Consider the following 23,424-nt stretch of genomic DNA (forward strand, 5'->3'; position numbering starts at 1 on the left):
CATAAAGCGATGGCGCCTAGCGCGCCGTGTGTCCTTTCGAACGCGCAAAGGACGCTCTAACACTTTGAAACCGCGCATCGTGGCCGAGGTTTGTACCAGAGATATTCCGATCTGGGACTGGCGATGCCGCCATACATCGAGCGATCACCGCTTGTATTTAAACTAGGACAATAGGGCTCTTGGGCTGTCAATCGTCACGAATGACCAAAGACCAGTCGACAATTGGCAGACGATCTTCCGACGGGATCTGTGCATTGATCCGCTTGAGTTTTCCTCGTGCGACAGTGCGTTGTTTCCCACCCCAATCCTCGGGCATATCGTTCAGGACCAGATGTTCTGGCCCGTTGTACATCACTACTCCAACTTCCTCGTTGAAGTTAAAATCGATGAAAATCAAATGGCTGGCTCGCTGATCAACTTGGCGAAAAGCGGCGCCCCCCTTCTTGCCAGTAGCCTTGATCTGCACGTCTATTCCACTTTGCGTCCTGCCGTCGATTCCGGTCCCGCCCCCAGGTTTGAGATCAATGCCATAAACTTTGGAGGCAATGACTTCGCCGATGTCGCCGACGAGTTTTCCATCAAGTGTGAAATCGACCCCCGGAACATTGTAGTGCTCCTTCACTCTGTCACGGGCCGCAATGAGATCTTTGATGACAGGGGGGAGTTTGAGGCGAATAGTTTCGGTCACTGGGTGTCTCGCGCGTCAAGGAGCTACTTAAGCAAATGCCAAACAGATGCTCCGATAAGAACTGACATCGCAATGAACGGAATTAAGAGGAGATGACTTAACGCGAATGCAATGAGCAACCCAATTCGACCGCGACCGGCATATCTGAACGCGATCTCGTCTGCGATGAACCGATTTAACATCATCATTCTATATGTGAGAAAAGATGCGAGGAGCGCGAGCGAGCCCACGCCAACGTAAGCAAGACAAAACACAATCCTTTCCCTTGCGATAAATTCGATCTCCAGCCCGCGATAGGCTACGACCACCGCGATCCAGGTCGAAACCATGCGCAGTAGGTAATTTGTGTATTCGAACACAGGTTTCTCGTAGTCAAGAAGTCGACGAACACTGTCGTTGAGTTCCAACAAATCAAGCAATGCCGCATTAGACAAGATCGCCTGCTCTTCAGCCCGGCGCTCGCGCCTTGTACGAGGGTCGATGCCAAATCCTTTCAGTACAAACGCTAGATTACGGCGGTTTAGGAAGCTGGAGCACCCTCAATCACGTATTGAGGGGCTGCTCGAGTTCCTGGTTGGCTCAAGTCCACAATGAAGCATTCGGCCACAGCATTTCTCACCGATAAGTCGGCAGAGCGAGTAAAAATCATCGACTTCTTGCCGCCGCTTCCGCTCGTGATAAAGCAGTTCATAAACGCGTTGCGGATCGCAACATTCGGAACGGGCGACACGGCGGCCATCGCGCATGCAGCCACGAGGGCAGGGAAGGTGTCGGTGTTGCAGCCGCTTGCGCTTATCATCCAGCTTCGGTGAAGGTTGGGTGAACCATTTGTCTTGGCCCTTCAGCATTTCGAGATATTCCTCTTCAATGCCGAGACTTCGAGCGGCGTCCTGCGCAGCCAAATGATGCGGCCCGGCGAGGCCGTGCGATAGCTGTTTGGTTGGCGGCCACTGTCTTGTTCGCTCCGCTACTCGCTGGAGGAACAGGTATTCTTGAAGAAGGCCCCACCACACTTTCGCGGCGTCGAGCGAGTCAGTCCGATCTCCTGCCTGATAACCTATGCAGAAATTTCCGTCGGACTGCACATGACGTTCATGGCAGATGGTAGGGTAAACTGTTCCTCTGACGGTCTCGCAGACGGTAATTTTTGAACCCGCAACACTGACGGTAAGCGCGACGACGATTGATCCTGATCCACCGGGTACGTCAAGGCATGCCATCCCCCTCAGTTCGAACTCTTGCGTGCAACTGCGCTCGAACCATGAAGGAGTGGCAGTTCTAATGAAGTCTAGAGGTGATAGGATCGACATTCGAGTGTGGTGCCGCCGTTGCCGTGACGTTGCCGCTGGTTACTTGAGCCGGTGCACTTAGGTGGTCACCGACCGACTGCGCGTCTAGGCCATAGGCGACGCCGCCCGTGAACAAGCGCCGGATGCTAGCCGGAGCGTGCTGAAGTGCCGTCGGCCCAAGAGCTGTCTGATCGCCCTCGCATTTGCTTTGGAGTGCTTCCGATGCCGATACTGCTCGGCTAACAGAGCAGCGGATGCTTCGGTCGCCACGAATGCCGATCCGCGTAATAGGCGTGGGGCCGTATTCGATACCGATCGCCAAGCCGAGATCTGCAATTCCGTTCAGCTCTTCCTGGCAGAGCTCGAAGCTTGACCGCAACCCGCCTGCTGCCTGCACAGCCGCTCGAACCGAGCCGGACGAGTCCGTCGTCATGGCCGTGCCTTCCGCAATCAGCCCATGTACGCAGTCTCCGATAAACCTCACTTTCTTGCCTTTGAAATCGTCTTTCAGCGTAGCAGCAAGTTCACTTCGAATGGTGTGAAGGTTGGCGACCATTTCGCCGATCCTGCTCGTCGCGATGCACCGGTCGACGTAAGCTGTGAAGCCGTCGATATCGGCAAAGATTGACAGAAGTTCCATCCTGATCGAATTGGATGGGCTGAGTTCGGCGAACTTGATCGAGCCGAGCGGCGGCGTGTGACGATGGAACGAAAATGAGCTGGAATCGCGAGAACTTATAGCGACGCGAATGCTTGCTGCTGAGGCGGCACGATCGATGAGTTGCTGATTTGCTCGCTTGGCCTGGAAGCCCATTCTGTTTCCGAACGAGTGGCCATCGACATCAACGTAATGCTGCCGTTCCTCGTTCAAGATGTTTAGGCCGACCAATTCCTGCTGGCCGAGATCCCGTCTGATGCGGTTGGAAACAAAGATACCCTCGACAGGTCCGTCTGCGAGTTTTGCTGCATAATTGGCGGCCGGCCCTAGGAAGAGAGGCTCTCGTTCATGCTGCACGCCACCGTTGATAGCCACTGAACGCCCGGAATCCAGACCGGCACGGATGCGGGTAGAATAACGGCCGTTCGCCGTGATTCGACTAGCCTCCTTGATCGCCTTCGTCACGGCATCTGCGAATGCAATTGCACGCTCGGCGCGTTCCGCGGCTAATGCCGGTCCCACAGGGGTGGCTATGACTGCGTGCATCCTGGCTCCATGGAAATCGACCCGTTGAGCCTCGAAGCTTTCCGCGATCTCATCGCAAACTGAGTAATGGAGATGCAGCATTGAAAGCACGCGTTGATGACTGCCCTCGGTCTCCCGTTCAGCATCAATCATCGCCGACGCGAAATCCATCATTTGGATGTAGACATGGACACCATCAACGACGACGGCGGTCCGCAGAGGGATATTGTCCAGCGGTGACTCGCGAACACCGTCGAGCTTCAGGCGCCCCTGAATCGCTTTTGCGCGCGCTGTCCAGTAAAAGTCATCAAAATTATCAATGCTGACTGCGGTGCTCGGAGCATCGGCATAGAACTTCTGAATGCGCTGGCGGCTGCGTTCCTTAGACCACGCCATAGTGCTTCGCTCCTCAAAAATGGGCGATGCGGCTTTTGTGCCGCACGCCGTTCTTGTCCCTCAGGACCCTCGTCTCTGCCTCAAACATTCCCTCGCCCTCAGTTCCGATGATGCGGGCAAAGACGTCCTCGCTTATGCGCAGTCGGCCAAGGGGATTTCCACTGGAACATTCGTAGGCCTGTTCGTAGCGGCTGGCGTTGTTTACTGTTGTGCCGATCGTCGTGAACGCAATTCGGTCACCACCGCCGAAGTCGCCAAAGAGCACGGGGCCGATATGCAATCCGATCCGGATGTCACAGGGAATGCCGTTCTCAGCGAAGTAGGCGTCGAGGTCTACGAGACAGTCCTTGGCGGCGGCAACGGCTCCGCGACATGCCTTCACTTGCCGATCGGTGTCCGGCGCCTTCCAGAACGCCATCAATCCGTCGCCCATGAATTTGTCGATCTGGCCGCCATGATTCATGATGACCCGCGTCTGGATATCCATCATCGATCGCAGCGCCTGCGCAACCGCATCCGCAGGTTGAGAGAAGGCGAAGCTCGAGAAGCCCTTCAGGTCACTGAACCAAATGAGTGCTGTGCTGCTCTCGACAGGGATTCGATTGGTCATCTCGCCGTCATCGAAAGCGGCGTTTGCGGCCTGCGCACCTTCATCGCAGACAAAACGCTCGATCACATTCTCCAGCGCTTCCTCGTGTTTGCGAAGTTGAGCTCGCAAAACGGACGCTTCATCTAGTTTCGCGGCCCGAACTCTTGCGCAGGTTTCGTGCCATACGGCTTGTTCACTGTCTGGCAGAGAGGCGATCACCGAGTAATCGATCTTGAATGCAGTCGATGGTCCTGAAGCTTTGATGGTTGCCCCACGGGTGCGATTTCCGCCGGCATCATTGAGCCGATAAAGCGCCTGTTCTCCGATAAGTTCGCCAGGGAGTCGCCGGCCGATCAGATGCGTGTCTTCTTCGATGCGATATTCACCCGAGGCCACGATCCAGAGTTCGTGTGCGATGTCGCCTTTGTGGCAAAGGCAATGACCGTCGCGCGTCCGAATGAGACGATCCGAGGTCAAGATTTTCGCCAGCACTTCGGGATCGGGGCAGAACCTCGAAAGGAAGCTTTCAATTGGCGACTGGGCGGCCGATCCTGGCACCCCGATAAAGGACATTTTTTCCCTATTTGTTCCCTTAATCGCCTTCCGGATGCGATGCATCCGGAAGGTCATGCTGCATTTGCGTCGATCCACCAGACAAACCGGCGGGATTTTCGTCCGTTATCCAATCAATCTCGCCCAGGGCGATGTTTGCTTGATGGGATAGCCATCAGAGTAGTAAGGGCACTCAGCTGCACCCACTCGTCGCCCCACATGTATCGCACTTCTCGCAGGTCCCGTTCCGCACCATCGTGAAGTTCTGGCACTCCGAGCACATGTTGCCGGTATAGCCCTGCATGATCGAGCGCTGGCGGCGTTCGGCTTCCACCTTCTTGGCTTCGGTCTTGGCCGTTGCCGCATCGGCTGCCGCCTTGTCGGAGAAGAGGGCAGTGGCGTCGCTGGTGATTTCCTCGATCACCTCTTCGGCGATCTCCTCGGCCAATTCCTTGGCGCGCTCCTCGTAATCGCGCTTGAAGGCGACGATTTCGGAGGTGGAGATGGCGACCGTCGGTTCCAGCTTGCGCGCGGCGCTGCCGGCAAAGGCGGTCACCGTGCCGGTGGACGCGGCGCGGGCAGGGGCTGCCGTTGCTGCACCCTTGGGTTCGCCCGCCTGGCGTTCGCCGCCGGTGCCGGAGACGAGCGTCGGCTTGTAGCCGCGGGTCCAGCCGGTCGACAGCAGGTTGGTCTTGCCTTCCTGGATGCCTTTGCCGAGTGCTGTGTTGGAGAAATCCGACGTATCGACATGGGCGAGGTCATGACGGCCGAGATAGGAGACGGCCAGTTCGCGGAAGACGTAATCGAGGATCGAGGTGGCGTTCTTGATGGCATCGTTGCCGATGACCATGCCGGCCGGCTCGAACTTGGTGAAGGTGAAGGCCTCGACATATTCTTCGAGCGGCACGCCATATTGCAGGCCGAGCGAGATGGCGATGGCGAAATTGTTCATCATCGCGCGGAAGGCAGCGCCTTCCTTGTGCATGTCGATGAAGATCTCGCCGAGGCGGCCGTCGCCGAATTCACCGGTGCGGAGATAGACCTTGTGCCCGCCGACGGCGGCCTTCTGGGTGTAGCCCTGGCGGCGGTTCGGCAGCTTCTCGCGTTCGCGCGAAACCCGTTCGATCACCCGCTCGATGATCTTCTCGGTGATGGTGACGGCCTGGGCGGCGACCGGCGCCTGCAGCAGGTCCTCCAGCGCTTCCTCGTCGTCCTCGTCTTCGATCAGCGAGGCGTTGAGCGGCTGCGACAGCTTCGAGCCGTCGCGATAGAGCGCGTTGGCCTTGAGGCCGAGCTTCCAGGAGAGCAGATAGGCGTTCTTGCAATCCTCGACGGTGGCGTCGTTCGGCATGTTGATCGTCTTGGAGATCGCGCCGGAGATGAAGGGCTGGGCGGCCGCCATCATGCGGATATGGCTTTCCACCGAGAGGTAGCGCTTGCCGATCTTGCCGCAGGGATTGGCGCAATCGAAGACCGGCAGGTGCTCGGCCTTCAGGAAGGGCGCGCCTTCCAGCGTCATCGCGCCGCAGACATGGATGTTGGCGGCTTCGATGTCCTTCCTCGAGAAGCCGATATGGTCGAGCAGGCTGAAGCTCATGTCGGCCAGCTGTTCGTCGGAAACCTTCAGCGTCTCCTTCAGGAAATCGGCGCCGAGCGTCCACTGGTTGAAGACGAACTTGATGTCGAAGGCGCTCTTCAGCGCAGCATTGACCGCGTCCACCTTCTCGTCGGTGAAGCCCTTGGCCTTCAGCGTCGACGGGTTGATTGCGGGCGCCTGGTTCAGGTTGCCGTGGCCAACGGCGTAGGCCTCGATTTCGGCGATCTGGCTTTCCGAATAGCCGAGCGTGCGCAGCGCGTCGGGCACGGCGCGGTTGATGATCTTGAAGTAGCCGCCGCCGGCGAGCTTCTTGAACTTGACGAGGGCGAAGTCGGGCTCGATGCCGGTCGTGTCGCAATCCATGACGAGACCGATCGTGCCTGTCGGCGCGATGACCGAGACCTGGGCATTGCGGTAGCCATGCTGTTCGCCAAGCTCAAGCGCCTTGTCCCAGGCCGATTTGGCATGGGCAGCGAGATCCTGGTCCGGGTTTTCCGAATGGATCAGCGCGACCGGGTCGATCGACAGGGCTTCATAGCCGGAGGTTTCGCCATAGGCGGCGCGGCGATGGTTGCGGATGACCCGCAGCATGCTCTCGCGGTTCGGCGCGAAGTTCGGGAAGGGCCCGAGTTCGGCAGCCATTTCGGCCGAAGTCGCATAGCAGATGCCCGTCATGATCGCGGTCAGCGAACCGGCGATGGCGCGGGCCTCAGTGGAGTCATAGGGAATGCCTGAGGACATCAGCAGGCCGCCGATATTGGCGTAGCCGAGGCCGAGCGTGCGGTATTCGTAGGAGAGTTCGGCAATGCGCTTCGACGGGAACTGCGCCATCATGACCGAGACTTCGAGCACGACGGTCCACAGCCGAACGGCGTGTTCGTAGTCGGCAATGTTGATGCGCTTGGTGGCCTTGTCCTTGAACTGCAGCAGGTTCAGCGAGGCGAGGTTGCAGGCCGTGTCGTCGAGGAACATATATTCCGAGCACGGGTTCGAGCCGCGGATCGGGCCGCCGGCCGGCGAGGTGTGCCAGTCGTTCATCGTCGTGTTGAAGTGGATGCCCGGATCGGCCGAAGCCCAGGCGGCGTAGGAAATCGTTTCCCAGAGGTCGCGCGCCTTCAGCGTCTTCATCACTCGGCCGTCCTTGCGGGCGGTCAGGTTCCATTCGCCGTCATTTTCGACGGCGCGCAGGAAGTCGTCCTTGATCGACACGGAGTTGTTGGAGTTCTGGCCGGAGACCGTGAGATAGGCTTCCGAATCCCAATCCGTGTCGTAGGTCTTGAATTCGAGATCCTTGTAGCCCTGGCGGGCGAACTGGATGACGCGCTGGACGTAGTTCTCCGGAACCTGGTCCTTCTTGGCGGCGCGGATTTCGCGCTTCAGGGCAGGGTTCTTGGCCGGATCGAAGCAATCGCCATTGTCGCCGCCTTCGCAGTTGAAGCAGGCCTTCATGATCAACTTCAGGTGCCGGGCGACGATCTTCGAGCCGGTGACGAGGGCCGCAACCTTCTGCTCTTCCTTGACCTTCCAGTTGATGTATTCCTCGATATCGGGATGGTCGATATCGACGACCACCATCTTGGCGGCGCGGCGCGTCGTGCCGCCCGACTTGATGGCGCCGGCGGCGCGGTCGCCGATCTTCAGGAAGCTCATCAGGCCGGAGGAGCGGCCGCCGCCGGAAAGCTTTTCGCCTTCGCCGCGCAGCATCGAGAAGTTGGAACCGGTGCCGGAGCCGTATTTGAACAGGCGCGCCTCACGCACCCACAGGTCCATGATGCCGCCTTCGTTGACGAGATCGTCTTCGACCGACTGGATGAAGCAGGCATGCGGCTGCGGATGTTCGTAGGCCGACTTGGACTTGGTCAGCTTGCCGGTGAAGGGGTCGACGTAGAAATGGCCCTGGCCGGGGCCGTCGATGCCGTAGGCCCAATGCAGGCCGGTGTTGAACCACTGCGGCGAGTTCGGCGCGACGCGCTGGGTGGCGAGCATATAGGCAAGCTCGTCCTTGAAGGCGGCCGCATCTTCTTCCGAAGAGAAATAGCCGCCCTTCCAGCCCCAATAGGTCCAGGTGCCGGCAAGACGGTCGAAGACCTGGCGCGCATCGATTTCGGAGCCGGTCTGCTCATCCCTAGGCAGGGTCTTCAGCGCCGCATCGTCGGGAACGGAGCGCCACAGGAAGGATGGGACGTCGTTTTCCTCGACCTTCTTCAGCCGGGTGGGGACGCCGGCCTTGCGGAAATACTTCTGCGCCAGAACGTCGGTCGCGACCTGGGAGAACTGCGCGGGAACGTCGATATTCTCGAGGCGGAACACGATCGAACCGTCGGGGTTCTTGATCTCGCTCGTCGCCTTGCGGAATTCGATATCCGCATAGGCGCCTTGCCCGGCCTTCGTGAAACGACGTTCGATGCGCATGGTCTTGACCTCGTGTTGGCGCCCGGTCCCCGCGACCGGGGCGCAAAATTTCTATCCGGCGGCACATTGTCGTCGTGCAGCCAGTCTCGTTTCCGTATTGTCACAGGGGTGTCATCCGGAGATGTCCTTCCTGTATCTTGTGGTGATGGTGGCTGCAAACGCTAAATATAGTATTAACAGCTTATTATCGCCAGTCCCGACGTCACTTTTTTTGGAGGCTGAAAATCGCGCAGAGATCCTGTCAGGTCTGACACCGTTCCCGGTACATCGCCCTGATTCCGCGTCCTAATTTTCAATAGGGAACCGGGCTCGTTACCTCCGGTCCTGTCGCCGCCGCAACATCAGGGACAGTAAGTTTGAAACGGGTGATTCCGTCAAGGGCTGGCCGTTAATTGATTGCTAACCACAACATCTTGTGGATGCGCCTGTGGAGATTGGGGAAAGCCGGGGAGCCCTGAAATTACAATGGCTTGCAAGCGCAGCTGGCTAGGGAAAAGGCTTGAACGGCAAAAAAGCGTCCGGCGGCAAATCTTGGTATGGCATTTTCGGTGCAAATGCGCATGCCGATTCGGCGCGGAAATCGGCCCTGTTCAGAGCGCATCGATGGCGATGGTGACGGTGGCGACGCCGATCGGCTTGTCCTCTTCATCGATGACCACGAAGCTCGCCTGCGTTTCGAGCATCTGGGTGGATTGGTTGCGTTCCGCCCGGTCGACGAAGATCTCTCGGGAGCCGTCGGCGAAGGTTCTGAGGTATTTCTCTTCGTCGCCCTGCCAGTAGTCGGCGGTAATGGTGCTTTGCCCCACATTCAGCCCATGACTGTCGGTGACGAAAAATTCGACGATCGCCCCCTGCGAGGCGTCCTGCCTGGTTTTCAGATAATTCGACACGGATTTGTCGAGCAGCAGTTGGACCATCTGCAGATGGTGCCGATCGACCTCCGACCGGTAGGTCTCATCGAGCACCCGCAGGTCGATTTCGCTGACATCGGTGAATTTGGCATTCTGCTCGGCGATGGCTTTCAGCACCAGCGGCGTTTCCACCATCGGCCGGATCCGCGTCTCGACATAGTCGCGCACCAGGGGAATATAGGCAGGCTCGGCGCGGGCAGGCGTGAGCGGAAGCAGACTTGCCGCCAGCCCGACGGCAACCGCCGCAACATCTCCCCACCGCGCCATCGTCGTTTCCTCCTACCGCATCGTTTTCCTGCACGCTTTAAGCGCAGTTTGATGCGATTCGCAGCTGTCGAGTTTATGCGAATAAGTTAAAATAGATGTGCATATCCCGATAGCGGATTCAGGAAACCTCGCCGACAAAAACTGGAACAATTTCAAGTGGTAAATACGATGGGTGCGCGCTGCGATCTGTGCGCTCAGCGCGGTCCCTTGGCGATCGGCTCCTGGTAGGTGAAGCCCATGTCCCAGGGGAAGTAGATCCAGGTATCCTGGCTCACCTCGGTGATGAAGGTATCGACAGTCGGAACACCCTTCGGCTTGGCATAGACGCAGGCGAAATGCGCCCGCGGCAGCATGGTGCGCACCTGGACGGCGGTCTTGCCGGTATCCGTCAGGTCGTCGACGACGAGCACCCCTTCGCCGCCGTTTTCGGCAAGCTCGGGCGCTATTCCCTTGAGCAGGGTCATGTCGCCCTGGTTGACATAATCATGGTAGGAGGCGACGCAGACGGTCTCGATCAGCCGGATGTTCAGTTCGCGCGAAATGATCGCGGCCGGAACGAGGCCGCCGCGGGTGATGCAGACGATCGCCTTGAACGTCTGGTCAAGGCCGGCAAGCCGCCAGGCAAGGGCGCGCGCATCGCGGTGGAACTGATCCCAGGAGACGGGAAAGGCTTTATCGGGAAGGGACATCGGGCTGCTCCGCGGCATGAAAAAACAACACGCCGTTTTGCGGCGACCGGACGGGCTTGAGGCGGCGATCGACCAAACAGGAAATCGCACACGCTGCACTGCGCGAGTTCGCGAGCTGCGCTGCGTGAGTTGTGGCCGAGGCTCGAAGCCGTCATCGGTCGCCGCAATTAACGGAATTTGCCGTCAAAAGGCAAGAGCGCCAATGATCGCGGCGTGGGTCAGCGCGACAACAGCGTCAGCGCCGTCATCGATTGCAGCAAACTCTTGGTCGTGCCGCCGAAAATCATCTGCCAGAGCCAGGAATGCGTAGACGCGCCCATGACCAGAAGATCGATGCTGTCGTCCGACAGCCGGTTTTCGATTACATGCGAGGTGTTCTTATCCACGCTTCGGGCCGTCGCCAGTGTCGTCTTCACGCCGTGGCGGGCAAGCGTTGCGGCGATCGCGGCGCCTGCGGTCAGCGGCGATTGCAGCGCCGTGTCGGCCGGGTCGACCGAAAAGATCTCGACCTCCTCGGCGGCTTTGAGGATCGGCAGCGCGTCGAAGGTTGCGCGCGCCGCTTCCTTCGAGCCGTTCCAGGCGATCAGCACGCGCTTGATCGGCTTCGGCTGGCGGATGATGTAGGGGATGATCAGCACCGGCCGGCCGGTTTCGAAGAGGAAGCTGTCGACGTCGACATGGCTGTCGGAGGCTTTGGCCGGATCGGCCTGCGAGGCGATCAAGAGATCGGCGCTGCGGGCGCTTTCGATCAGCGGTGCGGAGCCGTAGCCGATGGAGGTGGCAAAGCTGCGCCACTCCGAGGAGCCGCCTGAGGCCTCGGCCTTGGCGCGAAAAATTCGCTCCACCGCGATCGTTTCGCTATGCGCCATATCCTGCAGCGCCTGCACGGCGACCGGATCGGGGATTTCCATCGGCGCCACCAGCGGCACGGCGGAGATGTTTTCGGCATGCAGGCCGATCACATGAGCGCCGCTTTCGGCGGCAATGGCAAAGGCGAAATCGGCAACGGCGGCGCTATTGTCTGCTGTATCGAGAATGGCGAGAATGGTTTTGTAAGACATATCAATTCTCCTTGCGCTGAAATGGCGTGCGCGAGGGAAGGAATGCACCGGACCGTTCTTCCGTTCCTTGACGGGGATCAAGCCTGGTCCCCGGTTCCGGTCTTGTCCTCAAGCCTCGGCGGAATGGTTTTCGGCGATGTCCTTCCTCTGGCGGATGGCGTCGATCATCGCTTGCACATCGGTGCCGGCCGCATCGATGGCCGCCTGCGCGCGGCCGCGCACGACGATCTCGGTCGAGAATTTCTGGCCGATATAACGGGGGTAGGAACCGATGCTGGTGTCCGGATGGGCTTTCTGGATCGCCGTCAGGGGCGTGCCGATCTCGCCTTCGCCGTAAGGGCAGGCGATGGCGAGCGACAGCACCGGCGTGCCGGTTCGAAGCGTCGGCAGCACATTGTCGACCATCGCCTGGAAAACCTGCGGCACGCCGGCCATGACATGGACATTGCCGATGATGAAGCCCGGCGCCGTCGACACCGGATTGGCGATATGAACGGATCCGCGCGGCATGCGCGCCATGCGCTGGCGCGCTTCGGTGAATTCCATCTCGCGGCGCCGGTACATATCGGCCAGCAGCCTCATCGCCTCGTCATCATATTCGCAGGGCACCCCGAACGCCCTGGAAATGGCATCGGCGGTGATGTCGTCATGCGTCGGCCCGATGCCGCCTGACGTGAAGACGTAATCATATCGGGCGCGAAGCGCGTTCAGCGCCTCGACGATCGCCTCCTCGTCGTCGGCGACGATGCGCACCTCCTTGAGATCGATGCCGGAAAGATTGAGCAGGTCGGCGAGATGGCCGATATTCTTGTCCTTGGTGCGGCCGGAAAGAAGTTCGTCGCCGATGGCGAGCATGGCGGCAGTGACGACGGTGGCGTGGCTCATGGGATGTTCCGTGATGTGAGGCTGGTCAATAGGTAGCGCCCTTCGGCCGCTTTGCAAACATTGCTGGTGAAGGACGAATTCGGATGGGAGCTGTCCCGGTTCGACGGTTTTCCCTCGCAATGAAACCCACAGGCCTGCGGTGACGCCCATCTTCTTATCGGTGGCGTGATCTGTATCGGCATATGGTGCGGACGGCGGGGGTCGAACCCGCATAGCCTAGGCCGAGGGATTTTCTTACCGCTACGGCTTTCGCCGCCGCCTTCCGGCGTTTGTGGTCTGGACTATACCTTCACCCTAGCATCTGCCTTAGGTGCTGCCCGTCTAGTCTCTACACCTTCCCCTTGCAGGGCTTGGCTCGGGATTGCCATCTGACAGGTTTCCCCGACTTTGAGCAGTTCTACATCAGGCGTTTCCGCCAGTGCACTCAATTTTGTTTAAGTCCCTTGTGTCTACCGATTCCACCACGTCCGCGTGGCTCTTTCTGCTAACAAAGAGAGGCGGCATTCTCAACCGATATTCGGTGTCCAGGTGCAATTCGGTTTCAAAGTCCAGAAGCCCTCAATCGCTTCGTCGCTTCGAATGTCCAGCTGAGCGGGGCCGTCCGGCGCGCCGATCCAAAACTTCGGCAAGCAACTGCGCGCCAGGAAGTTTCAAAATTCCGTTGTCGCCCTGCAAGGTCGCGACAGTCGATTACAAAATTTCATGCCAGCCAGCGTAGAAAACTGAACACAACCCTTGCGACACAAGCTTGTTGAATTTCGCCGGACATTGGGACAAAGTGCTGGCAGGGGTAGCGTTTGCGATTTTTACTGTTGCAATACGTGCATTGCACTTTCCATCGCGAACATTGGGACATGTGGTGACTTAAAGGGCGAAATGGCTTTTGTTCTGAAGACTTTCGGGAGGCTGCAACTCATTGACGGGGAGGGAAATGCTGTTGCGTTTCCTGAGAAAGGCCTGCTGCTTCTCGCCTATTTATTTACAACCGACCAAGCTTCGGCGGATCGAACGACCGTGGCCCGCTTCCTGTGGGGCGAAGCCGACAGGGATGTGGCACTGTCGACTTTGCGGAAGGTGATTTCCAGAGTTAAGGCCCGTCAGGACGATCTCGGCGTAAACATCCTTTCGTCTCAGGGCAGCATGCTCATCCTTGACCGGGCGGCTCTGTCTTCCGACATTCTGCTCGCCAGCGAGGAGGACGAGGTGGAGCCGTTCTCCCGGCTGAGGCAGTTGGTGGCGCTGATGAATCAGCCTTTTCTGGAGCCGGTTCACAACCATAGCCGTCAGTTTCAGCGCTGGCTCGCCGAACGTGAAAATTTCCATAACGAGCTTCTCGCCCGTAGTGTGAGAGCGGCGTCCCAGCTTACCCCGTCGCCAAAGGAATCCGAGCTCCTGAGGAAGGCCGCGGTTATCCTCTTTCGGACCGAGCCGAAGGATCCGGAAACGCTGCAGCTGCTCATACGGATCTTCAAGGCGGAAGGGGAGGTTGAATCCCTTCGCAGCTACTTTGAACAGCGGCGCAATTCGACGGCGAGAGGTATCGCTGCGCGCAGGGAATCCAATGAGGGTGACGCGAGATCCCCGCGTCCGCCATCCGTGTCGTCAACGGCGAAACTCGAGGCTGCTCTTCCCCTGGAGCCCGAGGACATGCGGATTGCCGTTCCCCGCCTGGTGCTGCTTCCCCCGAAGAATCAATCCGTTCGGCCGCAAGCCGGTTTTCTGGCCGCGTCTTTGGTGGAGGATATCACGATCGGATTTTGCGTCTTCAACAGCCTGGAGGTCATAGCCCCGTATTCGGCGGTTCAGATCGGCCATCAGGTGGAGACGCAGAAGGTCTTCTTTGAGCGGCATCGCGTCAATTATATCCTCGACACCCGGATCAGCAATATCGGCGATGAAGTGACGCTGTTCGCCCAGCTGATCTTTTTCGATCAGAATCAGATTGTCTGGGCCGAACGGTTCAGCCTCGATCGGATGGATCTTGCCAGAGACAGGAGAGTGGTTGCCCGGCAGATCGCTCTGTCCGTGTCCAGCGAAATCGAGCGCCATGAGGCATTGCGCGAAGACCTGAATCCCGTCGCCTACCACAGATATCTTGTCGGCAGGCGGCACTTGGCGCGGCTGACGCTTCCCAACCTGCGGCGCGTTCGCAAGGAAATGAAAGCCGCGCTCAGCGTAAGCCCCGATTTCACCCCGGCGCTGAGCTCGATGGCGCGGACCTACTCCAAGGAATGGTTGCTGACGGCGCGGGGGGATATCGATCTTTTACAATTGGCGGAGACCTTCGCAAAACAAGCCACCGGGACGCGTTCGGACTTCGCCGATGGCTATCGCGAGCTCGGTGTCGCCAAGCTGCTGCAGGGCGCGTTCGATGAAAGCGCCGAAGCCATGGAAGTGGCGGAAAGCCTTGCGCCGCACTACGCCGACGTGATCGCCGATTATGCCGACACTTTGGTTCATTGTTCGTTGCCCGCCATGGCCTTGCGAAAGATCGAGCGGGCAATCGAGCTGAACCCGCTCGGTCCCGATACCTATTTCTGGACTGCTGCAGGAGCAAATTATGCCCTCGGCGAATTCGAAGCGTCGTTGGACTATATCGGGCAGATGGCCGATCCTAATTTAGCGGATAGGTTGTCCGCTGCAAGTTGGGCCATGTTGGGTCATCAGGACAAGGCGCGGATATTCGTACGAAGGTTTCGTGAAGGCAATCCGGACTTCGATGTGGACAAATGGTTGTCTGCAGTTCCAAGTAAAGAGCAGTGGCATAAAGATCTTTATCGTGAAGGCCTGAAGAAAGCTGGATTTTAAACATCAATCGTTAGAAGGGGCAAAGCATGGCTACAGTTGTTGTTATCAGTGTTGAAGGTCAAGACGGGCTCTGGGTCGCCGATCTGGACGCCGGCACCGTACTGCCGCTCCCCGTCCCCAAGGCGGGCGGCTTGAAAGTGGTCACCGATCTTCGCGCCACCGGCGCGACGGTGACAAAAGGCGTGAATGTGGCTGTCACCGTCAAGTCTGCGGAAGCGGCATTCTCCGGTCATTATGACGGCTAGACGTGATGATGTTATAGCGCCGTTGCGTCTTTCAGGCGCGTGACGGAAGCTGTAGCACTTTTGATTATCTGTGATTTATTTGGATTCAGATCTTAAGAAGCTTTGCAGAAGTGCGAGACGGCGAGCGGGAAATAGACCTGCTCCCCGTCGAGCATAAATGCGGTGCTCTGCGATTAATCGTCGTTATTCCCGCACCGACAAGGTGTAGCGGTCTCAGCGATACTATCGGCTGGGTTAGCGGGTTCGTGTCCTCTTGCCCACACAGCTTCATAATACCGTTTGAATATGCACGTATATCGGGGATATAAGCGCGTGATCGCTTGACAAGGGCAATATCGGTGCAAGGATTGCGCCGCGGCGGTTTAGTAAGTGTTGTCTTGTGGGAGTAAGGCGATGGTTTACGATTGGACTGGAGCTAAGGTTCGGCGCATCCGGATCTTCAAGACCAGTGTCGCGCTTGTTCTGGGAACCGCGACGGCTGCGATACCGCTGTTCTTCTGGGCCATGGAGTTTCGCGGTTTCTAACCTGAGACAATCACCGTCTCGCGCCACCTGTTGATCACCCAGCCGGCCAGCAGCCCGAGGGCGGCGCCCATTGCCTTGATGCCGGCGTCGTGCAGGCGCGGATGGCGCGTCGGCGAGAGATACTGCAGATATTCGATGGCGACGGCGCCAGCGATCAGCAGCACGGCCACCAATTTCCACTGTTTCGGATAGGCGAGCGCAAAGGCGAGGCCGACAAGAATATAGGCGGCTGCGCGGTCGGTATCGACAGTCGTGACGGTCTCCGGCCTCAGCCCGATCGGCGAAACCGTGACGAAGAGAATGAAGGCGAGCAGCAGCCAGGCCACAGGTTTTGCGAATTTGAAGATCATCATCGTTCCATATAATTGGCAGGCCTTTGCATTGACAGTTAAAATCAGTTCATCTGCCGCCGAGTTCGTGATTGGCTTAAGAAAGGCTTCCTGAGGCTGGACCCGGGATCAGGATGCGAGCGGCTCGGTCAGCGAACCGGAAATGGCCGGAGCGGGCTTTCTTTTGCCGGCCGGCCTGTGCCATAGCGGCGGCGGCTAATCTTTAGGAATGGACCACGCTCGTGACGAGACTTGAAGTCGAAAGCGCCGAAGCGGCAATGCGCAGCCTTTTCCCGGCGACGCCGCTGCAGCTCAATGACCATCTTTCCGCTCGCTACGGTGCCGATATCTGGCTGAAGCGCGAGGATTTGTCGCCGGTGCGTTCCTATAAGATCCGCGGCGCCTTCAATTTCTTCCGCAAGGCGATCGGGCAGGGCGCTTCCGGTAAGACCTTCGTCTGCGCCTCGGCCGGCAATCATGCCCAGGGCTTTGCCTATGTCTGCCGCCATTTCGGCGTGCCGGGCGTCGTCTTCATGCCGGTGACGACACCGCAGCAGAAAATCGACAAGACCCGCATGTTCGGTGCCGAATTCATCACCATCCGGCTGTTCGGCGATTTCTTCGACCAGTGCTACCAGGCTGCGCGCGACCATGTCGAAGCGGTCGGTGGCGTCATGGTGCCGCCCTTCGACCATGCCGACATCATCGAAGGGCAGGCGACCGTCGCCGCCGAGATCATGCAGCAGCTGCCTGAGGGAATGGTGCCCGATATGGTCGTGCTGCCGGTCGGCGGCGGCGGCCTTGCCGCCGGCATTACCGGCTATCTCGACGGCACCGTGGCGAAATCGGCCTTCGTATTTACCGAGCCCGCCGGCGCGCCGAGCCTCAGACGCAGCATCGAGGCAGGTGAGGTAACGACGCTCGCCAAGGTCGACAACTTCGTCGACGGCGCCGCCGTCGCCCGCATCGGCGACCTGAATTTCGCCGCCCTTCGCGATTTTCCGGCAAGCCAGGTGCAGTTGATGCCGGAGAACGCCATCTGCGTCACCATCCAGGAAATGCTGAATGTCGAGGGCGTCGTGCTGGAGCCGGCCGGCGCCCTGTCGCTGACGGCGATCGCCGCGATGGACGCCGAGGCGATCCGCGGCAAGACCGTTGTCGCCGTCGTCTCCGGCGGCAATTTCGATTTCGAGCGCCTGCCTGACGTAAAGGAACGAGCCATGCGTTACGCAGGGCTGAAGAAGTATTTCATCCTGCGGCTTGCCCAGCGCCCGGGGGCGCTCAGGGATTTCCTCAATCTGCTCGGGCCCGACGATGATATTGCCCGCTTCGAATATCTGAAGAAATCGGCGCGCAATTTCGGCTCGATCCTGATCGGCATCGAAACCAAGGCGCCGGAGAATTTCGCTAGGCTGATCGGAAATTTCGAAGCTGCCGGCATGGGTTACGAGGATATCACCGAAAACGAGATCCTCGCCAACCTGATCATTTGACTTGGCGACAGCGATATCGCCGTGCTAAAGGCGGAGCATGGCTTCGTTCCTTTCAAATCTCTTTTCGATGTTCTCCGGCGGCGGCAAAGCCGCCTCGGAGGCGGCAGGCCCTTCCGGCGAGCCGCAGCTTTACAACGACTGCACAATCTATGCGGAGCCGCGTAGGGAAGGCAGCCAGTATCGGCTTGCCGGCCGCATCGAAAAGAAGGTCGGCGACGAGGTGCTGGTGCGCAATTTCATCCGCGCCGATCTGTTCTCGTCCTCCGACGATGCGCTCGAATGCACGGTGCGCAAGGCGCAGCAGATCATCGATCAGCATGGTTCGTCACTCTTCGGTGACGGCGAGAAGCTTCGTCAGGTCTGAGGCCGGGGTTGGCCGCATCTGCATCGGATGCCGGATCACAATTATTCTTGTTTTTCAATCCTGTGACGCGACGCCGCCGCCGGTGATCGGGATCTCGCTCACGCAATCTTAAAGGATTGCAGTCAAAGCTATTGCCTGCAGCATGTGCAGGGCCGCCCTCGTGTTTGACTTTTTCGGACGATCGACCAAAGGATCCGCCGTCGCGGCCATTGCGCCCGCGTTCGGTTCAGGGCACCGGCCTGAAGCCGGGGTGCTCTGATGGAGACGCTCAACCTCGCGCTCTTTGCCGTCGAAGCCATCGCTTATTTCGCGCTGATGGTCACCCTTCTGCATTTCCGTCATCGGCTTGGTCTCGGGGTTTTCCTGACGGCGCTCGGCGTCATGCATTTCATGGAGACCTATCTGGCGGCGGTCTTCTATATCACGCTGCCGTTCGGCGATGTGTCGCCCGGCTCGTCGGTCTTCTTCTCCGGCAAGCTGATGATGATCCTGATGCTTTACCTGCAGGAGGATGCCGCGACGGTTCGCCAGCCGATTTACGGCCTGTTCCTCGGCAACCTGCTGACCGTCGGCATTGCCTGGGTGCTGCAACTGCACCTGCCGCTGCAGATGTCGCCCAGCCGCACGCCGGATGTGGCTTTCCTCCAGGAAATGGGCTGGCTGATGGTCTGGGGCACGGCGCTGCTTTATGTCGATTCGCTCGGCATCATTCTGCTTTACGAAAAACTGGGCGATTTCTTCCGCCGGCGTGTCGTCCTGCGCTTCCTGATTTCCGGCTTCGTGCTGCTGACCTTCGACCAGATCGGCTTCTTTGCGGCGCTGAATTATTTCCTGGATGTGCCGATCGCCGCATTCTGGGCAGGTTGGAAAGCGAAAATGCTTGCCGTCTGCCTCTATGCGGCAATGTTTGCGATCTACGAATATCGCATTCGCCGCGGCGGCGCGGCCATGTCGGCGCGCTCCATCAGCGACGTCTTCGGCGACCTGACCTTCCGCGAGCGCTACAACGATCTGCTGGAGCGCACCGGCCGCGATATGCTCACCGGTGTCTACGATCGCACGCGCATGGAACTGGAAGCACCGCTGATGCTGAATGAGGCGCTGAGGCAGGGGGTGTTTGCCACCATCCTGATTATCGACGCCGATCACTTCAAGGATGTCAATGACGGCTACGGCCATCTCCAGGGCGATGAGGTGCTGAAGGCGATCGCCGCCCGGTTGGGCACGACTTTGCGTTCCAGCGACCGCATCTTCCGCTTTGGCGGCGAGGAATTCGTTGCCGTTTGTCCAGGCACCGCCCATGAGGAAGGTCTGCTGCTGGCAGAGCGCCTGCGCTGGACGATCGCCACCAGCGTCAAGACGCCGGACGACAGGCCGGTCACGGTCAGCATCGGTGTTGCCACCGCCGACGAGGACGGCGCTGATTTCACTGCAGTGCTGACGGCCGCCGACGATAGGCTCTATGCGGCCAAGAAGAGCGGCCGCAACTGCGTCGTCGGCCGCTCCGGCGTGGTGAAACTCGGTTGACCCGATCAACGCAATGCGTCGGTTGCCGGTGTTTGTGATGTTGCATAAACACAAACAGACATCACCAATAGCCAGCCTTTTCAATAGGTTATAGTAGCAATAAAAACATCTTGTTAGCATAGCGCAAACGTGATCTCCATTGCCGCAACGGATCAGCTTTCCTGCGAGGGGCGTGGAGACATGGGTGATGCAGTTGCACGGACGAAGGTCGATGGCGGCGAGTTCGCCGTCTTGTGTATCGGGGGATTTCTTCTTTCGATCGCCTATGGCGTGACCTTTCTGATCCCGGTGCTGGTCGGCCAGCGCGGCGGCAACGAGGCGCTCGCCGGCCTGATCATCTCGGCGGCAACCATCAGCACCGTTATTCTGGTCATCCTCTCCGGCCACATTGCCGATGCCATCGGCTCTGCGCGGGCAGTGGCGATTTCCGGCCTGTTTCTCGCGGCATCGGGGCTGGGCTTTGCCACGGTCCCGGCAGCCGGGCTCAGCCTGATGACCGTCGGTTTCGTCCTCGGCATCGGCTGGGGCACGTTCTACGCGCTCGGCCCCATCCTGATCGCAGCGATCACCGAGCCCGAGCACCGGATCAGGTTCTTTGCCCTGCTTTCGGGATCGATGATGTCGGGCATCGGCGCCGGACCGATCATCGGCCGCATTGTCACCGGCTGGTCCCTGCCGATCGAGACGGCCTTCGCCTTTGCTTTCCTGTCCAGTCTCGCCGGCGGCGCCCTTTATTTCCTGCTGCACGTCAGGCTAACCAATGCCGGCAAGATCCTGCCGCATGTCAACAAGATCTCCTTTGCCGCAGCACGTCAGGTGATCGGGTCGCGGGCGATCTATTCCATCGCCATGGTCGGCATCGGCGGCGCGATTTTCGGCGGGCTTTCCAGCTTTCAGACCAGCTACGCCAAGGCGCATGGCTTCGATTATTCGCTGTTCTTCATCGGCTTCATGTCCGCTGCCATCCTGAGCCGGCTGTTCGTGGCGGCCTATGTGGTCAAGAAAGATCCGTTCTATTCGCTTCTGGTGCTGACCAGCCTGACGCTCGTTTCCATCCTGCTGTTCCTGGTGGTGACGTCAAATCAGCTGGCCTATCTCGGCGCCGCGGCAATACTGGGGCTGGGCTATGGGCTGACCTATTCGGTCATCAACGGCCTTGCCGCAAATGAGGCGCCCACAGGCCTCATGCCGCAATCGCTTCTTTTGTTCTCGCTATCCTATTTCATCGGCGTCTTCGGCTTTCCACTGATCGCCGGCAACCTGATCGTTTCCTCCGGCATCCAGGCCATGCTGCATGTCTTGCTGCTGCTTGCCGTCGCCAATTTGGCGATCGTCCTGTTTCGTATTGTCCAGCGCGTCAGTAACCCCTGACCGAGGCCGGGCAAGATGACTTTGCCCGGCCCTCGCTGTTACGCGGCCCGGAAGATCTTGGCGCCGGACGGGGCGCTCGTCATGCCGCCGTCAACGGTCATTTCGATGCCGGTGACATTGGAGGAGTCATCCGAGGCCAGATAGAGCGCGGCCTTGGCAATTTCCTCGGCTTCGCTCATGCGGCCGAGCGGGCTCATGCCGCCGATGCGGGCTTCGAGTGCCGACATCGCATCTTCCGTCTGAGCCATCGGTGACCAGATCGGCGTCTTCGTGCCGCCGGGGGTCACCTGATTGACGCGAATGCCGCGCGGCGCAAGCTCCGAGGCCATATTGCGCGTCATCGCCCGGACCGCGGCCTTGGTCGCCGCATAAGCCGACCAGCCGGGAGCGCCGAGCACGGCATGCACCGAACCGTTGAGGATGACCGAAGCGCCGTCGCTCAGATGCGGCAGGGCAGCCTGCACTGTGAAGAAGACGGCGGTGAGATTGGTGCTGATGATCTGATTGAACTGTTCCGGCGACGTGTCACCGAGCGGTGTGGCACCGCCGATGCCGGCATTGGCAAAGACGATGTCGAACTTGCCGACCCCTGCTGCGGCTTCCGCAAAGGCCTTCTCGGTGGCGGCGGCATCGGTGACATCGACCTTCAGCGCAACGACACCGGCCCCAAGCGCCTTTTCGGCGGCCGCCAGCGTTTCCGGATTGCGGCCGGTGATCACCACCTTCGCACCTTCGTCGATAAAGACTTTGGCGGTCGCAAGACCGATGCCGCTGTTGCCGCCGGTGATCAGCGCGACCTTGTTTTGTAGACGCATGATTCATGCTCCTCTTGGAATTGGCAACGATCTGGATTATGATCGTTATCTCTAAGGATTATGATTGTAATCCACGTGAGTCAAGGAGCATGATGCCGAAAAGTGTAAGCGGTTTTCGGCCGACATCATGCTCATTCGAATTTATTACGGGGAGATTCGGATGGGTCGTTCGCAGCTGGAAAAACAAAAGACGCACGAAAAGATCGTCGAGACTGCCTCGAGGCGGCTGCGCGAGGAGGGGCTGGAAGGTGTCGGCGTCGCCGATCTGATGAAGGAGGCCGGACTGACCGTCGGTGGCTTCTATAAGCACTTCGCCTCCCGCGACGATCTGGTCGCCGAGGCGATCCAGTCCGCCTTCGATTCATGGGGACGCAAGCTGCAGGCCGAGGGCGTGGACCCGGCAAGGATGACGGCTGCCGATATCGCCGATCGTTATGTCAGCACCTATCACCGCGACAACCCCGGCGAAGGCTGCCCCTTTGCGGCGCTGACCTCCGATATCTCCCGCAGCGGCGCGAAGGCGCGGGCGATCGCGACAGACGGGCTCAGGCGTAATTTCGAGGGCTTGGCGAGTAAGGCCGCGGGAGCGGACGAAGCGGAGAGACGGCGTAAGGCGATCACGGCCTTCGCGATGATGGCCGGCGGCGTCGGCCTTGCCAGACTATCCTCCGACGAGGCTCTGTCTGCCGAAATCCTGGAGACGGTCCGGGATTTCGTTTCCGGTATCGACAAATGAGAAACGGCCGGCGAAGGCCGGCCGTTTCGTGAAATATCCGCGAGCCGATCAGGCGGCCAGCGCGATTTCCTGGACGCGCGACTTGGCGGCGTCGATGGCCTTTTCGGCAGCTTCCGGACCGAAAGCCAGACCTTCGACATAGATGGTCTCGACATCGCTGATGCCGAGGAAGCCGAGAACCGACTTCAGATACGGCACGGCATGGTTCAAGGGGGCAGCCGGTCCCTGCGAGTAGACGCCGCCCGAGGTGAGCACCACGTAAACCTTCTTACCGGTGAGCAGGCCGACCGGGCCGCTTTCGGTGTACTTGAACGTCACGCCGGCGCGGGCGATGTTGTCGATCCAGGTCTTCAGCGACGAATAGATATTGAAATTGATGAGGCCGGTGCTGATGACGATCGTATCGGCGGCAAAGAGTTCGTTGACCAGTTCGTCGGAGGTCTTGACGGCGGCGACTTCCTCGGCGGTGCGGGCCTCGGCCGGCTTGCGGATGGCGCCGGTGAAGAGGTCGTCGATATGCGGCAGCGGGCTGGCGGCGAGGTCGCGGCGAACGAGGACGCTGCCCGGATTCTGGTTCTGCAGCTTTTCGGCAAGTTCGACGGCGATCGGCGTCGAGAGCGATTCGGCGCGCGGGCTGGACGTCAGAAGAAGGATGGACGACATGGTGCATTTCCTTTCGAATTGGATTTGAC

21 protein-coding genes are annotated in these 23,424 nt (G+C 59.4%); 8 read left to right on the top strand and 13 right to left on the bottom strand.

Annotated elements, in window-relative coordinates; all coding sequences use genetic code 11:
* Positions 1-187: 187 nt before the first annotated feature.
* From AMK05_RS09080 to AMK05_RS09125, 10 genes are all read right to left on the bottom strand, one after another.
* A complete protein-coding gene (locus tag AMK05_RS09080) occupies positions 188-688 on the bottom strand; it encodes a DUF6998 domain-containing protein (RefSeq protein WP_210282605.1) in 501 nt (166 codons plus the stop codon).
* A 23-nt stretch (positions 689-711) separates the two neighbouring features.
* A complete protein-coding gene (locus AMK05_RS09085) occupies positions 712-1,122 on the bottom strand; it encodes a hypothetical protein (protein ID WP_143535824.1) in 411 nt (136 codons plus the stop codon).
* Positions 1,123-1,227: 105 nt separating this feature from the next.
* The gene (locus AMK05_RS36185; protein WP_442966257.1) at positions 1,228-1,998 is read right to left on the bottom strand and encodes an E2 domain-containing protein; all 771 of its coding nucleotides are present in this window, start codon (positions 1,996-1,998) and stop codon (positions 1,228-1,230) included.
* The gene (locus AMK05_RS09095) at positions 1,967-3,556 is read right to left on the bottom strand and encodes an adenylate/guanylate cyclase domain-containing protein (RefSeq protein WP_064838171.1); all 1,590 of its coding nucleotides are present in this window, start codon (positions 3,554-3,556) and stop codon (positions 1,967-1,969) included. The genes AMK05_RS36185 and AMK05_RS09095 overlap by 32 nt, the downstream gene beginning before the upstream one ends.
* A 13-nt stretch (positions 3,557-3,569) precedes the next feature.
* On the bottom strand, positions 3,570-4,775 hold the full coding sequence (locus AMK05_RS09100) for an adenylate/guanylate cyclase domain-containing protein (protein WP_082935635.1): 1,206 nt from the start codon (positions 4,773-4,775) through the stop codon (positions 3,570-3,572).
* Between the two features lie 115 nt (positions 4,776-4,890).
* A complete protein-coding gene (locus AMK05_RS09105) occupies positions 4,891-8,706 on the bottom strand; it encodes a vitamin B12-dependent ribonucleotide reductase (protein ID WP_064838173.1) in 3,816 nt (1,271 codons plus the stop codon).
* Between the two features lie 590 nt (positions 8,707-9,296).
* Positions 9,297-9,884 carry a hypothetical protein gene (locus AMK05_RS09110; RefSeq protein ID WP_064838174.1) on the bottom strand — a complete coding sequence of 196 codons (588 nt, stop codon included), beginning with the start codon at positions 9,882-9,884 and terminating at the stop codon, positions 9,297-9,299.
* Between the two features lie 194 nt (positions 9,885-10,078).
* Entirely contained in the window at positions 10,079-10,573 is a 495-nt protein-coding gene (gene gpt, locus AMK05_RS09115) for a xanthine phosphoribosyltransferase (RefSeq protein WP_049734206.1), read from the bottom strand.
* 218 nt (positions 10,574-10,791) lie between these two features.
* Complete coding sequence (locus AMK05_RS09120; RefSeq protein WP_064838175.1) at positions 10,792-11,634, bottom strand: universal stress protein; 843 nt, start codon at positions 11,632-11,634, stop codon at positions 10,792-10,794.
* 108 nt (positions 11,635-11,742) lie between these two features.
* A complete protein-coding gene (locus tag AMK05_RS09125) occupies positions 11,743-12,519 on the bottom strand; it encodes a competence/damage-inducible protein A (protein ID WP_064838176.1) in 777 nt (258 codons plus the stop codon).
* 876 nt (positions 12,520-13,395) lie between these two features.
* On the opposite strand from AMK05_RS09125, the gene AMK05_RS09130 reads away from it, so the two are divergent.
* From AMK05_RS09130 to AMK05_RS35960, 3 genes are all read left to right on the top strand, one after another.
* Positions 13,396-15,327, top strand: coding sequence for a hypothetical protein (locus AMK05_RS09130; RefSeq protein ID WP_064838177.1), 1,932 nt, complete (start codon positions 13,396-13,398; stop codon positions 15,325-15,327).
* 26 nt (positions 15,328-15,353) lie between these two features.
* Positions 15,354-15,572 (top strand): hypothetical protein, encoded by a 219-nt coding sequence (locus AMK05_RS09135; RefSeq protein ID WP_049734210.1) that lies wholly within the window; start codon positions 15,354-15,356, stop codon positions 15,570-15,572.
* Between the two features lie 393 nt (positions 15,573-15,965).
* Positions 15,966-16,097 carry a hypothetical protein gene (locus tag AMK05_RS35960; RefSeq protein WP_257784959.1) on the top strand — a complete coding sequence of 44 codons (132 nt, stop codon included), beginning with the start codon at positions 15,966-15,968 and terminating at the stop codon, positions 16,095-16,097.
* Here the strand turns inward: AMK05_RS35960 and AMK05_RS09140 are convergent.
* The gene (locus tag AMK05_RS09140) at positions 16,094-16,450 is read right to left on the bottom strand and encodes an antibiotic resistance protein VanZ (protein ID WP_064838178.1); all 357 of its coding nucleotides are present in this window, start codon (positions 16,448-16,450) and stop codon (positions 16,094-16,096) included. The genes AMK05_RS35960 and AMK05_RS09140 overlap by 4 nt on opposite strands.
* A 218-nt stretch (positions 16,451-16,668) precedes the next feature.
* Between AMK05_RS09140 and ilvA the strand changes: the two genes are divergently transcribed.
* From ilvA to AMK05_RS09160, 4 genes are all read left to right on the top strand, one after another.
* A complete protein-coding gene (gene ilvA, locus AMK05_RS09145) occupies positions 16,669-17,919 on the top strand; it encodes a threonine ammonia-lyase (protein ID WP_064838179.1) in 1,251 nt (416 codons plus the stop codon).
* Between the two features lie 37 nt (positions 17,920-17,956).
* The gene (locus tag AMK05_RS09150; RefSeq protein ID WP_064838180.1) at positions 17,957-18,283 is read left to right on the top strand and encodes an HlyU family transcriptional regulator; all 327 of its coding nucleotides are present in this window, start codon (positions 17,957-17,959) and stop codon (positions 18,281-18,283) included.
* A gap of 255 nt (positions 18,284-18,538) precedes the next feature.
* Positions 18,539-19,810 (top strand): GGDEF domain-containing protein, encoded by a 1,272-nt coding sequence (locus tag AMK05_RS09155; protein WP_064838181.1) that lies wholly within the window; start codon positions 18,539-18,541, stop codon positions 19,808-19,810.
* A gap of 180 nt (positions 19,811-19,990) precedes the next feature.
* A complete protein-coding gene (locus tag AMK05_RS09160; RefSeq protein WP_064838182.1) occupies positions 19,991-21,181 on the top strand; it encodes an MFS transporter in 1,191 nt (396 codons plus the stop codon).
* Between the two features lie 38 nt (positions 21,182-21,219).
* Here AMK05_RS09160 and AMK05_RS09165 read toward each other — a convergent pair whose 3' ends face one another.
* Complete coding sequence (locus AMK05_RS09165) at positions 21,220-21,996, bottom strand: SDR family oxidoreductase (protein ID WP_064838183.1); 777 nt, start codon at positions 21,994-21,996, stop codon at positions 21,220-21,222.
* 160 nt (positions 21,997-22,156) lie between these two features.
* Between AMK05_RS09165 and AMK05_RS09170 the strand changes: the two genes are divergently transcribed.
* A complete protein-coding gene (locus tag AMK05_RS09170) occupies positions 22,157-22,732 on the top strand; it encodes a TetR/AcrR family transcriptional regulator (protein WP_064838184.1) in 576 nt (191 codons plus the stop codon).
* A gap of 48 nt (positions 22,733-22,780) precedes the next feature.
* On the opposite strand, the gene AMK05_RS09175 is transcribed toward AMK05_RS09170, so the two are convergent.
* Positions 22,781-23,395, bottom strand: coding sequence for an FMN-dependent NADH-azoreductase (locus tag AMK05_RS09175; protein WP_064838185.1), 615 nt, complete (start codon positions 23,393-23,395; stop codon positions 22,781-22,783).
* Positions 23,396-23,424: the final 29 nt, after the last annotated feature.

The sequence above is a fragment of the Rhizobium sp. N324 genome (assembly GCF_001664485.1).
Taxonomy (GTDB): Bacteria; Pseudomonadota; Alphaproteobacteria; order Rhizobiales; family Rhizobiaceae; genus Rhizobium.